We start from the raw sequence: 14,927 nt of genomic DNA, 5'->3' as shown, positions 1-14,927 counted from the left end.
GCGCGGACATCCGGTTTCGGCCCCGTGTTCCGGGGCACGAGATGTCAGCCGTTGTGGTTGCCGCTCATGCCGGGGCACAGTAGCGCTCCACGAGGTGATTGCCTCATACAACCGGCCCGGACGGACGGAACCCCACGCGTGACGGAGCATCCCACCTCCCACGAAGGCCGGCAGCCTCTCGCCGCCCGGTCGCAGGAACGTACCCGGCCGCGGCAGCGCGACGCCGCGTCGGCGTCGGCCCCTGCCACCGCGGCGATCCCGGCACCGGCCAAGGGCCCGAACCCGGCCGCGGCCGGCCCCGACCCGCAGGCAGCATCCCGTCGTGAGGGCGACCGGCTGCGCTTCGTCGGGGCCGCGACCCGGCGGATCGCCCGCGGAATAGACCTGGACGAGATCGTGCTGGGGCTCTGCCGGGCCAGTGTGCCGACGTTCTCCGACGCCATACTCGTCTACCTCCGCGACCCGCTGCCGGTCGGCGACGAGCGGCCCGTCAACCCGTTCGTGCTGCGGCTGCGCCGCTCCGACCGGCTGCGGCTGAGCGACGAGGACACCGAGAACCTGTCGGACACCGAGCGGCTGCGGCTGCCCGCCGTCGACCCGCAGGCCGATCTGACGCCCGCCTCCGAACTGTGCGAGGTCCTGGCGGGCGGCGCGCTGGCCGAGGTGCTGCGCGGGGTTCGTCCGGTGTTCGGCGACTCCGCCGCGGCCCGGGTCGCGCTGCCCGAGCTGCTCGGCGCGGACCGTGTGGTGCCGTCCGGCCACCGGGCGATCCTGGCCCCGCTGCGCGGCCGGCGCCGGGTGATCGGCGCGGCGGTGTTCCTGCGCGGCACCGAGCGCCCGCCCTTCGAGGCCAACGACCTGCTGGTCGCGGCCCAGCTGGCGACGCACACGGCGCTCGGCATCGACAAGGCCGTGCTGTACGGCCGCGAGGCGTACATCGCCGACGAGCTCCAGCGCACCATGCTGCCCGACTCGCTCCCCCAGCCCACCGGCGTCCGGCTCGCTTCCCGCTACCTCCCCGCCGCCGAGACCGCCCGGGTCGGCGGCGACTGGTACGACGCGATCCCGCTGCCCGGCAGCCGGGTCGCCCTGGTCGTCGGCGACGTCATGGGCCACTCGATGACCTCCGCGGCGATCATGGGCCAGCTGCGCACCACGGCCCAGACCCTCGCCGGGCTCGACCTGCCCCCGCAGGAGGTCCTGCACCACCTCGACGAGCAGGCCCAGCGGCTCGGCAGCGACCGCATGGCGACCTGCCTCTACGCGGTGTACGACCCGGTCGCGCACCGCATCACCATCGCCAACGCCGGCCACCCGCCGCCCGTCCTGCTCCACCTCGGCGGCCGGGCCGAAGTACTGAAGGTGCCGCCGGGCGCCCCGATCGGTGTCGGCGGAGTGGACTTCGAGGCCGTCGAGCTGGACGCGCCGGCGGGAGCCACCCTGCTCCTCTACACCGACGGGCTGGTCGAGTCGCGGCTTCGGGACGTCTGGACGGGCATCGAGCAGCTGCGCGAGCGGCTCGCCGCCACGGCCCGGCTGACCGGCCCGGACCACTCGCCGCCGCTGGAGGCCCTCTGCGACGACGTGCTGGACATGCTCGGCCCGGGCGACCGGGACGACGACATCGCGCTGCTCGCCGCCCGCTTCGACGGGATCGCGCCGAGCGACGTGGCGTACTGGCACCTGGAGCCGGAGGACTCCGCCCCGGGCAAGGCCCGCAGGCTGGCCCGCCGGGCGCTCAGCCGGTGGGGGCTCGACGACATCGCGGACTCGGTGGAGCTCCTGGTCAGCGAGGTGGTGACCAACGCCGTGCGGTATGCGGAGCGGCCGGTGACCCTGCGGCTGCTGCGGACCGACATCCTGCGATGCGAGGTCGGCGACGACGCCCCGCAGCTGCCCCGGCAGCGCCGGGCGCGGGACATGGACGAGGGCGGCCGCGGTCTGTTCCTGGTGAACCGGCTGGCCCGGCGGTGGGGCGCGACGCGGCTGTCGACCGGCAAGGTGGTCTGGTTCGAGATGCCCACCCGGGGGCAGTGACCGGGGCCGCCGAAGCCCTGGTCACCGAGGGTGTCCAAATGTTGCCGACCTCCATCCCGCGGAGTTGACTTCAGTCGTGTACGAAGCGACCTGACCGAAACCCCCCACCGACGGGAGGACGCTCGTGACCGAGGAACCCAGGACCAAGAACGCCCCCTACACCACGAACAACGCCGGGATCCCGGTGGAGAGCGACGAACATTCGCTCACCGTCGGCACCGACGGACCGATCCTGCTCCAGGACCACTACCTCATCGAGAAGATGGCCCAGTTCAACCGTGAACGGGTCCCCGAACGCGTGGTCCACGCCAAGGGCTCGGGCGCGTACGGCGTCTTCCAGGTGACCAACGACGTCAGTCAGTTCACCAAGGCCGACCTCTTCCAGCCGGGCAAGCAGACCGCCATGCTCGCCCGCTTCTCCACGGTCGCCGGTGAACAGGGCTCCCCCGACACCTGGCGCGACCCCCGCGGCTTCGCGCTGAAGTTCTACACCGAGCACGGCAACTACGACATGGTCGGCAACAACACGCCGGTCTTCTTCGTACGGGACCCGATGAAGTTCCAGGACTTCATCCGCTCGCAGAAGCGCAGGCCCGACAACGGGGTCCGCGACCACGACATGCAGTGGGACTTCTGGACCCTGTCCCCCGAGTCCGCGCACCAGGTGACGTGGCTGATGGGCGACCGGGGCATCCCGAAGACGTACCGCAACATGGACGGCTTCAGCTCGCACACCTACATGTGGGTCAACGCGGGTGGCGAGCGGTTCTGGGTGAAGTACCACTTCAGGACCGACCAGGGCATCGAGTTCTACACCCAGGACGAGGCCGACGCGATGGCCGGCACGGACGGTGACGTCCACCGCCGCGACCTGTTCGAGTCGATCAAGCGCGGCGACCACCCGAGCTGGACGCTCTCCGTCCAGATCATGCCGTTCGACGACGCCCCGGACTACCGGTTCAACCCGTTCGACCTGACGAAGGTGTGGCCGCACGGCGACTACCCGCTGACCGAGGTCGGCCGGATGACGCTGAACGAGAACCCCGAGGACTTCTTCGTCCACATCGAGCAGGCGTCCTTCGAGCCGTCGAACCTGGTGCCCGGCATCGGTCCGTCGCCCGACAAGATGCTGCTGGGCCGGCTCTTCTCGTACCCGGACACCCACCGGTACCGGATCGGCCCGAACTACGCGCAGCTCCCGCCGAACCGGCCCCGCTTCTCGCGCAACTCGTACTCCAAGGACGGCCCGATGCGGTACGAGCCGTCGCGCACGGGTGCCGTCTACGCCCCGAACTCGTACGGAGGCCCCGCGGCGGACACCGCGCGCTTCGGCGAACCGGCCGGCTGGGCCACGGCGGGCGAGATGGTGCACGAGGCGTACACGCTGCGCCGGGACGACGACGACTGGGGCCAGGCGGGCACGCTGGTGCGCACGGTCCTGGACGACGCGGCACGCGAACGGCTGGTGTCGAACATTTCCGGCCATCTGCTGGACGGCGTGAGCCGCCCGGTCCTGGACCGGGCGCTGCAGTACTGGCGCAACGTGGACAAGGACCTCGGCGACCGGGTGGCGAAGAAGGTCAACGGCGGCTGAGTCACGGGCCCCGCGGTCCCCGAGCACGGGAACGGGCGGTGTGCGAGGGGGATCTCCCTCGCACACCGCCCGTTCCCGCGGCCTGCCGCGTCAGCGCGTCAGCGCGTTGTCGTTCTCCGGCCGGTTGTTGCTTCCCGGGTCGATCGGCAGTCCGGCGCTGTCCGACGGGCCCGGGTCGGTCGACGGGTCGGTGGGCGGGGACGTCGTCGGATCACCGGTCGGGGTGGCCGGCGGGGTGGTCTCCGGCGGCTCGGTCGTGGCGGGCGGTGTGGTCGTCGGTGCCTGGGTAGTCGGTTCGTCGGAGGGCGAGGCCTCGTCGGAGGGCGACGTGGTCGCGCTGGGTGAGCTGGTGTCCGGCGGCGGGGTGACCGCGGCGCCCATGTCGGTGTCGAGCACGAACTCGCTCGGTTCGCCCATGGCCTTCGCGGTGAAGTCCGCCCAGATCTGGGCCGGGAAGGCGCCGCCGTTGACGCGGCCGCCACCGCCGGCGCCCTTCAGGGTCACCTGGTCGCCCTTGTGGACCTTCTTGCCGTCGTCGTCGGTGCGGTTGAAGGCCGCTTCGCCGAACAGGCCCACCGACGTGACGAGATCGGGCGTGTACCCGGTGAACCAGGCCGACCTGTTGTAGTCGGAGGTGCCGGTCTTGCCCGCGATCTGCTGGTCGGCCAGTCCCTCGGCGTTGCGCACCGAGCCACGGGCCGTACCGTCGTCGACCACTCCGGTCAGCACGGAGGTCACGGAGTCCGCGGCCTGGCGGCTGATCACCTGGCCGCCGATCGCGTCGGGCATCTGCACCGGGTCCTCGCCCTGGTGCACGGCCGACTTCACGATCTGGGGGGTGACCTTCTTGCCGTGGTTGTCGAGCGTGGCGTAGACGCCGGCCATGGCCATCGGGCTCGCGCCCATGGAGCCGAGCGTCTGCGCGGGCACGGCATCCAGACCCTCCACATCCATGCCGAGCTTGCCGGCGGTCTTCATCACCTCGTCCATGCCCACGTCCACGCCCATCTGTGCGAAGACGGAGTTGATGGACTTGTTCATCGCGGTCTGGACGGTGACCGAACCGTAGTTCCCGTCGTCCTCGTTCTCGGGTGCGAAGGCGACGTCACTACCCACGACCGGCCGCTCGCTGGTGCCGTCGTAGCGGGTGTTGGCGGTGATGTCCCGGCCGTCCTGCGTCACCGACTCCCCGTCGAGGGCCGCCGCGAGAATGACCGGCTTGAAGGTGGAGGCGGGCTGGTAGTCGGTCCGGGCGGCGTTCGACGACCAGTGCTGGTTCTGGCCGCGCCCGCCGTACAGCGCGATCACCGCACCGGTCTTCGGGTCCACCGAGACGGCGCCGGCCTGGATGTCCTGGTCGAGCTTGCGCTTCTTCGTGTCCAGGTTGTCGATCAGCTTCGTCTCGACCGACTTCTCCAGCTGCTGCTGCTTCTTCCTGTCGATGTTGACGGTGATCGTCCAGCCGCCGAGGTCGAACTGGTCGCTGCTGAGGCCGGTCTCCTCCAGCACCGCCTTGCGGGCCGCCTCGACGATGTAGCCCTTCTGTCCCGCGACCCCGTTCAGCGGCTTGGGGTCCTGCGGAATCGGGAACTTCAGGCCCTGGCGCTTGCCCGCGTCCAGCCACTCCTCCTCGACCATGTTGTTCAGCACGTAGTTCCAGCGCTCCTGGACGAGCGCCTTCCCCTTCGGGCCGGCGACGGCCCAGTCGTACTGGCTGGGTGCCTGGAGCAGGGCGGCGAGGTAGGCCCCCTGTGCGACGTTCAGGTCCTTGGCGTCCTTGCCGTAGTACGCCTGTGCCGCGGCCTGGATGCCGTAGGCGCCCCGGCCGTAGTAGCTGGTGTTGATGTACCCGGCGAGGATCTCCTGCTTGCTCCGCTTCTGGTCCACCTTCAGCGAGATGACCAGCTCCTTGAGCTTGCGGGTGACCGTCTGGTCCTGGTCGAGGTAGTAGTTCTTGACGTACTGCTGGGTGATGGTCGAGCCACCCTGCTTGCCCTTGCCGGAAACGGTGTTCAGCAGGCCGCGGGCGGTGCCTTTGAAGTCGACGCCCTTGTCCTGGTAGAAGGACTTGTTCTCGGCGGCGACGAAGGTCATCTGGACCTCCTTGGGCACCTGCGCGAGGTCCACGATCTCGCGGTTGACCTCACCCGTCCTGGCCAGCAGGGTCCCGTCGGAGTACTTGTAGATGTTGCTCTGCAGCTTGGCCTGGGCGTTGCCCTCGGGCACGCTCACCATCACGTAGAGCACGGCGAAGGCGCCCATGCCCAGCAGGCAGATGCCGAAGGCCGTACCCAGTAGTTTCCGCCACGTGAAGAGTCCGCGTATGCCGCCGCTCCTCCCGGCCCCCCGCGACCCGCGCCGCTGGGCTCGTCGCGCATCCGCTCGACCCATTGCTGTGTTGCTCCCGTTTCTCTGCTCGACCGGATCAGCTCGGACCAGCTCGGACCAGCCAGCTAACACCGTCCACAAGGCCAAAAAGCGAGCGATCCCGTACTTTCCGGACGTGACAATCAGCACCCGTTCCCATGGGAACCGACTCACGAGGGGTGCACAGGGTTGCGACAACCGTTAATGTGTAATCACATTGCTAGCACGTGGCCAGCAAGTCGAAACGGGGGATTCCATGACTGAACCGCTCAACACGAACGCCTCGGCCGGACCGCAGGCCGACCTCACTCCGGACGCGCCGGACATGCCGGAACCGCAGGTCCGCGAGACGAGGGCGCACAGCATCGCCGGCGGCCTCGGCCTCCTGCTGACGGTGATCGGGGTGATCGTCGGCGTCGGCCTCGCCATCCTCGGCGGCGTCATCGGATCGAACGGGAACAACGGCCTCGGCATCCCGCTGTGCATCCTGGGCGTCCTGCTCGTCATCACCTCGTTCTTCTGCATGGGCGGTGTGAAGATGGTCGCACCGGGCGAGGCACGGGTGATCCAGCTCTTCGGCCGTTACGTGGGCACGATCCGCACCGACGGGCTGCGGTGGATCAACCCGCTGACCTCCAGCCGCAAGATCTCCACCCGGGTCCGCAACCACGAGACCGCGGTCCTCAAGGTCAACGACGCCTACGGCAACCCGATCGAGCTCGCCGCGATCGTCGTCTGGAAGGTCGAGGACACCGCGCAGGCGCTCTTCGAGGTCGACGACTTCCTGGAGTTCGTCGCCACCCAGACCGAGGCCGCAGTGCGGCACATCGCGATCGAGTACCCGTACGACGCCCACGACGAAGGCGGCCTCTCGCTCCGGGGCAACGCCGAGGAGATCACCGAGAAGCTGGCCGTGGAACTCACGGCACGGGTCCGGGCGGCGGGCGTACGGATCATCGAGTCCCGCTTCAGCCACCTCGCGTACGCCCCCGAGATCGCCTCCGCGATGCTCCAGCGCCAGCAGGCGGGAGCGGTGGTCGCGGCCCGTCAGCTGATCGTCGAGGGAGCGGTCGGCATGGTCGAGATGGCGGTGACCCGGATCACCGAGCAGGACCTCGTCGAGCTCGACCCCGAGCGGAAGGCGGCCATGGTCAGCAATCTGATGGTGGTGCTGTGCGGCGACCGCGCGGTGCAGCCGGTCCTCAACACGGGCACTCTCTACCAGTGACGGATCAGACCCCGCGGCGCCGCGCGCCGCAGTCCGGGCCGCAGCAGCGCAAGCAGATGCTGCTGCGGCTGGATCCCGCCGTGCACGACGCGCTGGCACGCTGGGCCTCGGACGAGCTGCGCAGCGCGAACGCGCAGATCGAGTTCCTGCTGCGGCGGGCGCTCGCCGAGGCGGGCCGGCTGCCCGGCGGCGCGGCGCCGATCCCGCGCCGCGGGCGCCCCCCGAAGGCACCGGAGGCGCCGGAGGCGGAGTGATCCGCCGCGGCCCCGGCCACTGACCCAATGCCCCCGCCGACCGGTATACACACCAGGTATACACGCCGTGTACAGTCCTAGGTATGTCTATCGGCCACACCCTGCTCGGGCTCCTGGAGTCCGGCCCCCGCCACGGCTACGACCTCAAGCGGACCTTCGACGAGAAGTTCGGGCACGACCGTCCCCTGCACTACGGTCAGGTCTACTCGACGATGTCCCGCCTCCTCAAGAACGGCCTCGTCGAGGTCGACGGCGTGGAGACCGACGGCGGACCGGAACGCAAGCGCTACGCCATCACCGACGCCGGGATCACCGACGTCGCCACCTGGCTCACGCAGCCCGAGAAGCCGGAGCCGTACCTCCAGTCGACCCTGTACACCAAGGTCGTCCTGGCCATGCTCACCGGCCGCAGCGCCGCCGACGTGCTGGACGCCCAGCGCTCCGAGCACCTGCGCATGATGCGTATCCTCACCGACCGCAAGCGTCGGGGCGACCTCGCCGACCAGCTGATCTGCGACCACGCCCTGTTCCATCTCGAAGCCGATCTGCGCTGGCTGGAACTCACCGCCGCGCGACTCGGCCAGCTCGCGAAGGTGGTGGCCCCGTGATTCCCGCCGGCTCCCTGCTCGCCGCCCACGATCTGCGCAAGGCCTACGGGCCGACCCCCGCACTCGACGGCGCCTCGTTCTCCGTCCACCCCGGCGAGGTCGTCGCCGTGATGGGACCCTCCGGCTCCGGCAAGTCCACCCTGCTGCACTGCCTCGCCGGCATCATCACCCCGGACTCCGGCAGCATCACCTACGCCGGACGCGAGCTCTCCACGATGTCCGACGCCGAGCGCAGCGCCCTTCGCCGCAGCGAGTTCGGCTTCGTGTTCCAGTTCGGCCAGCTCGTCCCGGAGCTGACCTGCGTGGAGAACGTCGCCCTGCCGATGCGGCTGAACGGCACCCGCCGCAAGGCCGCCGAGCGCATCGCCCTGGAGTGGATGGAGCGCCTGGAGGTCGACGACATCGGCGCCAAGCGTCCCGGCGAGGTGTCCGGAGGCCAGGGCCAGCGCGTCGCCGTGGCCCGCGCCCTCGCCGCGTCCCCGAAGGTGATCTTCGCCGACGAGCCGACCGGCGCCCTGGACTCGCTCAACGGCGAGCGCGTCATGCAATTGCTCACCGACGCGGCCCGTTCCTCCAACGTCGCCGTGGTACTCGTGACCCACGAGGCCCGCGTCGCCGCCTACTCCGACCGCGACGTCACCGTCCGCGACGGCCGGGCCCGCGACCTGGAGCACGCCGTATGACCCTGCTCGACCAGAAGCGGACCCCCGCCGGCCCGGCGCATCCTCCCGAACCCCCGTCACGTGCCGCCGCCTGGCTGCGCGACCTCGGACTCGGCATCCGGTTCGCCGCCGGCGGCGGCCGCGAGGGCTGGATCCGCACGCTGCTCACCGCGGTCGGCGTCGGCCTGGGCGTGGCGCTGCTGCTCACCGCCGCCTCCGTTCCGCACATGCTCGACGAGCGGTCCGCACGTGACCAGGCCCGCTCCGAGAGCAAGATCTCGGAATCCCCCGACGCCTCCGCGAAGAAGTCCGACAGCACGGTCCTGCGCATAGAGGCGAGCACCGAGTACCACGACCGCTCCATCACGGGCTTCCTGATGCGCGCGGACGGCGACCACCCGGTCATCCCCCCGGGCATCGACTCCTTCCCCGCCCCCGGCGAGATGGTGGTCTCGCCCGCTCTCAAGAAGATCCTCGACTCCCCCGGGAACGAGCTGCTCAGGGAGCGCCTGCCCTACGAGGTGACCGGCACGATCTCGGACGCGGGCCTGCGCTCGCCCGGCGAACTCTGGTTCTACGTCGGCAGCGATACCCTGACCAGCGCGTCGGGCGGCCACCGGATCGCCGGATACGGCAAGCCCGGCCCGACCGATCCGCTGTCACCGCTGCTCATCGTGCTGACCATCATGGTCTGCGTGGTGCTGCTGGCGCCCGTGGCCATCTTCATCGCCACCGCCGTACGCTTCGGCGGCGACCGCCGCGACCGCCGGCTCGCCGCCCTGCGCCTGGTCGGTACGGACATCCGGATGACCCGCCGGATCGCGGCCGGTGAGGCACTCTTCGGCGCGGTGCTCGGCCTCGTCATCGGACTGGCCATGTTCCTGACGGGGCGCCGGTTCGCCGGCCTCGTCGAGATCTGGGACGTCAGCGCCTTCCCCGCCGACCTGGCCCCCGACGCCCGGCTCTGCGTCCTGATCGCCCTCGCCGTTCCGCTCACCGCGGTGCTCGTCACCCTGGCGGCGATGCGCTCCGTGGTCATCGAGCCGCTCGGCGTCGTACGCAACGGCCGCGACCGGGGGCGACGCCTCTGGTGGCGGCTGCTGCTGCCGGTCGCCGGGCTCGCGGTCTTCGGACTCGGCGGCAGGATCGACGAGTACAGCGTCGTCAACCCGTATCCGGTCGCCGGAGGCGCGGTACTCGTCCTCGTCGGACTGGCCCTGCTCCTGCCCTGGCTGGTCGAGGCCTGCGTCGGGCGGCTGCGCGGCGGCCCGGTGCCCTGGCAGCTGGCCACCCGCCGGCTCCAGCTGAGCAGCGGGGCGGCCTCCCGCGCGGTCAGCGGCGTCACCGTCGCCGTGGCCGGTGCGGTGGCCCTGCAGATGCTGTTCGCCGCGATGAACGACGACTTCAACAGGATCACCGGCCAGGACCCGTCCCGCGCCCAGTTCTACAGCCACTCCGAGATCGTCCGGGGCGACGCCGCCCTGCACACGATCAAGGAGTTCCGTGCCACCAAGGGCGTCACCCAGGTCATCGGCACGGTCGAGGCGTACGCGACCAAGCCGGGAAAGTACACGGACGACGAGATCCAGCCCACCACCTCGTTCACCGTCGGGGACTGCGCGACCCTGCGCGAGCTCGCCCGGATCACGTCCTGCCGGGACGGTGACACCTTCGTCTCCCACCCCCAGGACAAGGGGCAGGCCGGCTGGGTCGACGCGACCGCCCGCAAGGGCAAGGTGATCGAGTTCGACACCTACGGCCGCGGCAAACCGCTGCACTGGACGCTGCCGGCCGGCTCCCGGACCGTCGAGGCCCGGACCGACCCGTACGGCGAGGAGCACTCGGGCATCCTGGTCACGCCGGGGGCGATCGACGCCCGGACCCTGCCCGGAGCCGAGACCGTCTCGCAGATCCGCATCGACGAGAACGTTCCGGACGCCGCCGAGTACGTACGCAACACGGCGGCCCGGATCGATCCCGGAATGCGCCTGGTCACCCTCAACTCGGTCGAGCGCGACCGGCAGTACGCGAGCATCCAGACCGGTCTCCAGGTCGGCGCGACCGCCACCCTGCTGCTGATCGCCGCGTCCATGCTGGTCTCCCAGCTGGAGCAACTGCGTGAGCGCAAGCGGCTGCTGTCGGTCCTGGTCGCCTTCGGCACCCGCCGGGTCACCCTCGGCTGGTCCGTGCTGTGGCAGACCGCGATCCCGGTGGCCATCGGGCTCGTCGTGGCGGTGGCCGGCGGGCTCGCGCTCGGGGCCACGCTGTGCTGGATGGTCAGCAAACCGGTGGCCGGCTGGTGGCTGTTCCTGCCGCTGGCGGGTGCGGGCGCCTCGCTCATCCTGCTGGTCACCCTGCTCTCGCTGCCCGTGCTGTGGCGCCTGATGCGCCCCGACGGGCTGCGCAGCGAGTAGGCCGGTCCGACGGCCGGCCGGACCGCGGTTCAGGTCCGGCCGGCCGTCGCCACGCGTACCGGCAGCGCCTCCATCGCCCCGCGCAGCGCCGCCGCGAACTCCTCGAACTCCTCGTGCCGGGCCGCCCCCGTCCGCATCCCCAGCGCCACCCGCCGCGCGGGGGCCGGTTCCGCGAAGTACCCGGTGGTCAGCGCCTCGTTGCGGGCGGTCTCGACGGTCACCGCGGTCCGCGGCAGCAGCGTCACCCCGAGTCCCCCGGCCACCAGCTGCACCAGCGTGGAGAGCCCGGCCGCGGTCGTGGTCACCGGCGCACCCTCGGTACGCCCCGCCTCACGGCAGATGTCGAGCGCCTGGTCGCGCAGGCAGTGCCCCTCGTCGAGCAGCAGCAGCGGCAGCTCGCGCAGCGCCTCGCGCGGGATGTCCTGCCGTCCGCCGAGCCAGTGGTCGCGCTCCATGACCAGCACGAAGTCCTCGTCGAAGAGCGGCAGTTCCGTCACACCCGGCGCCCCGAGCGGAACGGCGAGCAGCAGCAGGTCCAGCCGCCCCGCGGCCAGTCCGTCCAGCAGCGAGGAGGTCTGCTCCTCGTGCACCTGGAGGTCGAGCTCCGGGTAGCGGTCGTGGACCAGCCGCAGCACGGTCGGCAGCAGGTACGGAGCGACGGTCGGGATCACCCCGAGCCGCAGCACCCCGGTGAAGGGCGCGCGGACCGCCTCGGCCTCCTCCATCAGCTCCCCCACGGCGTGCAGGACGACCCGCGCCCGCACCGCGAGCCGCTCCCCCGCGGGCGAGAGCAGTACCTTGCGCGTCGTACGCTCGATGAGCTGGACACCCAGTGCCTCCTCCAGCGCGGACACGGCTCCGGAGAGTGCGGGCTGACTCATCCCGATTGCTGCCGCCGCGTCCCGGAAGTGCAGATACTCCGCCACGGCCGCGAAGGCGCGCAGCTGCGAGAGGCTGGGCTGTTTGGGCCTGATGCCCTGATTACTCTGGGCCACTGATAGGCACCTCCGATCATCACGACCGAGTGTAGCTATTTCCGCGATCAATGCACTGTGTGCCAAGGTGGACATCGTCCAACCCTCAGGAACTCCCCCAAAAAGGGAATTCCTACGCTGCAAGGAGAGCGCGTGCTCACTGTCGGTGACAAGTTCCCCGAGTTCGACCTGACCGCTTGTGTTTCGCTGGAGAGCGGCAAGGAGTTCGAGCAGATCAACCACAAGACCTACGAGGGTCAGTGGAAGGTCGTTTTCGCGTGGCCCAAGGACTTCACCTTCGTCTGCCCCACCGAGATCGCCGCGTTCGGCAAGCTGAACGAGGAGTTCGCCGACCGTGACGCGCAGGTCCTCGGCTTCTCCGGTGACTCCGAGTTCGTGCACCACGCCTGGCGCAAGGACCACCCGGACCTGACCGACCTGCCCTTCCCGATGCTGGCCGACTCGAAGCACGAGCTCATGCGTGACCTCGGCATCGAGGGCGAGGACGGCTTCGCCCAGCGCGCCGTCTTCATCGTCGACCAGAACAACGAGATCCAGTTCACGATGGTGACCGCCGGTTCCGTGGGCCGTAACCCCAAGGAGGTCCTGCGGGTCCTCGACGCCCTGCAGACCGACGAGCTGTGCCCCTGCAACTGGACCAAGGGCGAGAACACCCTGGACCCGGTCGCGCTCCTCTCGGGCGAGTGAGCTGACAGCGACATGGCACTCGACGAACTGAAGGCCGCCGTTCCGGACTTCGCCAAGGACCTGAAGCTGAACCTCGGCTCGGTCATCGGCAACAGCGAGCTCCCGCAGCAGCAGCTGTGGGGCACCGTCCTCGCCTGCGCGATCGCCTCGCGCTCGCCGAAGGTGCTGCGCGAGCTGGAGCCGGAGGCGAAGGCCAATCTCTCCGCGGAGGCGTACACCGCCGCGAAGTCGGCCGCCGCCATCATGGCGATGAACAACGTGTTCTACCGGACCCGGCACCTGCTGTCGGACCCCGAGTACGGCAACCTCCGGGCCGGCCTGCGGATGAACGTGATCGGCAAGCCCGGCGTGGAGAAGGTCGACTTCGAGCTGTGGTCGCTCGCCGTCTCCGCGATCAACGGCTGCGGCCAGTGCCTGGACTCCCACGAGCAGGTGCTGCGCAAGGCCGGCGTGGACCGTGAGACCATTCAGGAAGCCGTCAAGATCGCCTCGGTGATCCAGGCGGTCGGCGTGACCCTCGAAGCCGAGGCCGTCCTCGCCGAGTAGTACCCCTCGTACGAGAAGGGCCCCCAGGACGACCGACCGTCCAGGGGGCCCTTCTTATGTCTCCGCCCTGGTACCGGCTCAGGACGTCTTCGGGCCGGCCGTGTCCGTGTCCGGCGCCGGTTCCTCGTCACTGCCTTCGTCGGATTCCTCCGGCGGCGAGCCGGGGGCCGGCCCGGGCGCCGCGTCCAGTGACGTCGAGCCGTGCGGGGGCGGCGAGTGACGGCGGGACTCCTCCTGCCCGTACGTCCGCAGATAACCGACCACCGTGTTGGTCACCGCGACCAGCGGAACCGCGACGACGGCGCCCCCGATGCCGGCGATCATGCCGCCCGCGGCGACCGAGAGCACCACGGCCAGCGGATGCACCCGCACCGCGCGGCCCAGGATGAACGGCTGCAGGATGTGGCCCTCGATCTGCTGGACCGCGAGGACTACGGCCAGCACCAGCAGTGCCGTGAACACGCCTTGGGTGACGAGCGCGACGACCACCGCCAGCGCCCCGGAGACCACGGCCCCGACGAGCGGGATGAAGGCGAACAGGAAGATGAAGACGGCCAGCGGAACGGCCATCGGCACATCGAGGAAGAAGATCCCGAGGCCGATGAAGATGGCGTCGATCAGGGCGACTATCACCGTGCCGCGCACATAGGCGGTCAGCGTCCGCCAGGCACGCGGGCCGGCGCCTGCCACACCCGGCCGGGCCTGGGCGGGCACGAGCTTGAGCACCCAGTGCCAGATGCGCTTGCCGTCGTACAGCAGGAAGAGCGTGGAGAACATCGCCAGCAGCATCCCGGTGAGGAGCTCCACCATCACGGTGACGCCCTGCAGTCCGGCGGAGGTGATCGCCTCCGTGTTGGTGCCGACGGTGTCGCTGAGGTTCTTCGCTATGTCGTTGATCTGCTTGTCGGTCACATGGAACGGGCTGTCCAGCAGCCAGTTCTTCAGGTCGTCGATCCCCGTCCGCACCTTGTCGGAGAGGGTGTCGAGGTTGTCCATGACCTGCCACACCACGAACCAGCCGACCAGGCCCATGATGACGAAGCCCAGGACCGCCGTGACGGCGGTCGCCAGCCCGCGCGGGAGCCCGTAGCGCCTCAGCCGGGCGACGGTGGGCTGCAGCATCGCGGTAACGAGCAGCGCGGCGACGAACGCCAGCACCACCAACTGGACCGCGCTGATGACCCGCATGAGAACCCACAGGGTCCCGGCGAGCACCAGCAGCCGCCAGCCCGCCTCGGCCGCGACCCGCATCCCCCAGGGGATGGCCGCGACCGGATCCGGGCGGGCGGACACGGAGGGGGCGTACGCGGGCGGCGGCGGCACGTGCTCGGCAGCGGTCTCGGAAGAACGCTCGCCGGCCCTCGCCCGCACCGGCGTCCCCTCGTGCACGGCGGCGTCGTCCTCGGCCGCCGATTCGGCCCGCCGTTCGTCCAGGCGCTCTCCCAGCCTGGTCAGTTCGCCACCCAGTTGTCCGAGCCACCCCGGCAGTTTCGACATAACGCTTCCTCTACCCCCGTCCGCTCTCCCCACCGCTC

12 protein-coding genes are annotated in these 14,927 nt (G+C 70.3%); 9 read left to right on the top strand and 3 right to left on the bottom strand.

Annotation, left to right across the window (positions count from 1 at the left end; genetic code table 11):
* Positions 1–138: 138 nt before the first annotated feature.
* Positions 139–2,037: a SpoIIE family protein phosphatase gene (locus tag JGS39_RS24345; RefSeq protein WP_219571586.1), complete on the top strand. Its 1,899-nt coding sequence runs from the start codon at positions 139–141 to the stop codon at positions 2,035–2,037.
* 124 nt (positions 2,038–2,161) lie between these two features.
* Entirely contained in the window at positions 2,162–3,631 is a 1,470-nt protein-coding gene (locus JGS39_RS24340) for a catalase (protein WP_219571585.1), read from the top strand.
* A gap of 90 nt (positions 3,632–3,721) precedes the next feature.
* Here the strand turns inward: JGS39_RS24340 and JGS39_RS24335 are convergent, their stop codons facing one another.
* Entirely contained in the window at positions 3,722–6,022 is a 2,301-nt protein-coding gene (locus JGS39_RS24335) for a transglycosylase domain-containing protein (protein WP_219571584.1), read from the bottom strand.
* Between the two features lie 232 nt (positions 6,023–6,254).
* Between JGS39_RS24335 and JGS39_RS24330 the strand changes: the two genes are divergently transcribed.
* The 5 genes from JGS39_RS24330 to JGS39_RS24310 all read left to right on the top strand — a co-directional run bounded on the left by JGS39_RS24330 (position 6,255) and on the right by JGS39_RS24310 (position 11,164).
* Positions 6,255–7,226 (top strand): SPFH domain-containing protein, encoded by a 972-nt coding sequence (locus JGS39_RS24330; protein WP_219571583.1) that lies wholly within the window; start codon positions 6,255–6,257, stop codon positions 7,224–7,226.
* A complete protein-coding gene (locus JGS39_RS24325; protein WP_219571582.1) occupies positions 7,223–7,480 on the top strand; it encodes a type II toxin-antitoxin system antitoxin in 258 nt (85 codons plus the stop codon). Before JGS39_RS24330 ends, JGS39_RS24325 begins: the two co-directional genes overlap by 4 nt.
* A gap of 83 nt (positions 7,481–7,563) precedes the next feature.
* Positions 7,564–8,088, top strand: coding sequence for a PadR family transcriptional regulator (locus JGS39_RS24320; RefSeq protein WP_219571581.1), 525 nt, complete (start codon positions 7,564–7,566; stop codon positions 8,086–8,088).
* Entirely contained in the window at positions 8,085–8,771 is a 687-nt protein-coding gene (locus JGS39_RS24315; protein WP_219571580.1) for an ABC transporter ATP-binding protein, read from the top strand. The genes JGS39_RS24320 and JGS39_RS24315 overlap by 4 nt, the downstream gene beginning before the upstream one ends.
* Positions 8,768–11,164 (top strand): ABC transporter permease, encoded by a 2,397-nt coding sequence (locus JGS39_RS24310; protein WP_219571579.1) that lies wholly within the window; start codon positions 8,768–8,770, stop codon positions 11,162–11,164. The genes JGS39_RS24315 and JGS39_RS24310 overlap by 4 nt, the downstream gene beginning before the upstream one ends.
* Positions 11,165–11,193: 29 nt before the next feature.
* On the opposite strand, the gene JGS39_RS24305 is transcribed toward JGS39_RS24310, so the two are convergent.
* On the bottom strand, positions 11,194–12,159 hold the full coding sequence (locus tag JGS39_RS24305; RefSeq protein ID WP_219571578.1) for a hydrogen peroxide-inducible genes activator: 966 nt from the start codon (positions 12,157–12,159) through the stop codon (positions 11,194–11,196).
* Between the two features lie 132 nt (positions 12,160–12,291).
* Here JGS39_RS24305 and JGS39_RS24300 point away from each other — a divergent pair, with 132 nt between their 5' ends.
* Both JGS39_RS24300 and JGS39_RS24295 read left to right on the top strand, forming a co-directional pair.
* Complete coding sequence (locus tag JGS39_RS24300) at positions 12,292–12,846, top strand: peroxiredoxin (protein ID WP_219571577.1); 555 nt, start codon at positions 12,292–12,294, stop codon at positions 12,844–12,846.
* A gap of 12 nt (positions 12,847–12,858) precedes the next feature.
* On the top strand, positions 12,859–13,392 hold the full coding sequence (locus tag JGS39_RS24295; RefSeq protein ID WP_018550318.1) for an alkyl hydroperoxide reductase: 534 nt from the start codon (positions 12,859–12,861) through the stop codon (positions 13,390–13,392).
* 78 nt (positions 13,393–13,470) lie between these two features.
* On the opposite strand, the gene JGS39_RS24290 is transcribed toward JGS39_RS24295, so the two are convergent.
* Complete coding sequence (locus tag JGS39_RS24290) at positions 13,471–14,889, bottom strand: AI-2E family transporter (protein ID WP_219571576.1); 1,419 nt, start codon at positions 14,887–14,889, stop codon at positions 13,471–13,473.
* Between the last annotated feature and the right edge of the window lie 38 nt (positions 14,890–14,927).

The sequence above is a fragment of the Streptomyces poriferorum genome (assembly GCF_019399235.1).
Taxonomy (GTDB): Bacteria; Actinomycetota; Actinomycetes; order Streptomycetales; family Streptomycetaceae; genus Streptomyces; species Streptomyces poriferorum.
The sequence above is the reverse complement of the archived record's forward strand: the minus strand, read 5'-3'. Positions and strand labels throughout refer to the sequence as shown.

Excerpts from the sequence above, each read along its gene's own strand:
- JGS39_RS24335 (WP_219571584.1), bottom strand. The coding sequence starts at position 6,022 with ATGGGTCGAGCGGATGCGCGACGAGCCCAGCGGCGCGGGTCGCGGGGG.
- JGS39_RS24330 (WP_219571583.1), top strand. The coding sequence starts at position 6,255 with ATGACTGAACCGCTCAACACGAACGCCTCGGCCGGACCGCAGGCCGAC.
- JGS39_RS24320 (WP_219571581.1), top strand. The coding sequence starts at position 7,564 with ATGTCTATCGGCCACACCCTGCTCGGGCTCCTGGAGTCCGGCCCCCGC.
- JGS39_RS24310 (WP_219571579.1), top strand. The coding sequence starts at position 8,768 with ATGACCCTGCTCGACCAGAAGCGGACCCCCGCCGGCCCGGCGCATCCT.
- JGS39_RS24295 (WP_018550318.1), top strand. The coding sequence starts at position 12,859 with ATGGCACTCGACGAACTGAAGGCCGCCGTTCCGGACTTCGCCAAGGAC.
- JGS39_RS24290 (WP_219571576.1), bottom strand. The coding sequence starts at position 14,889 with ATGTCGAAACTGCCGGGGTGGCTCGGACAACTGGGTGGCGAACTGACC.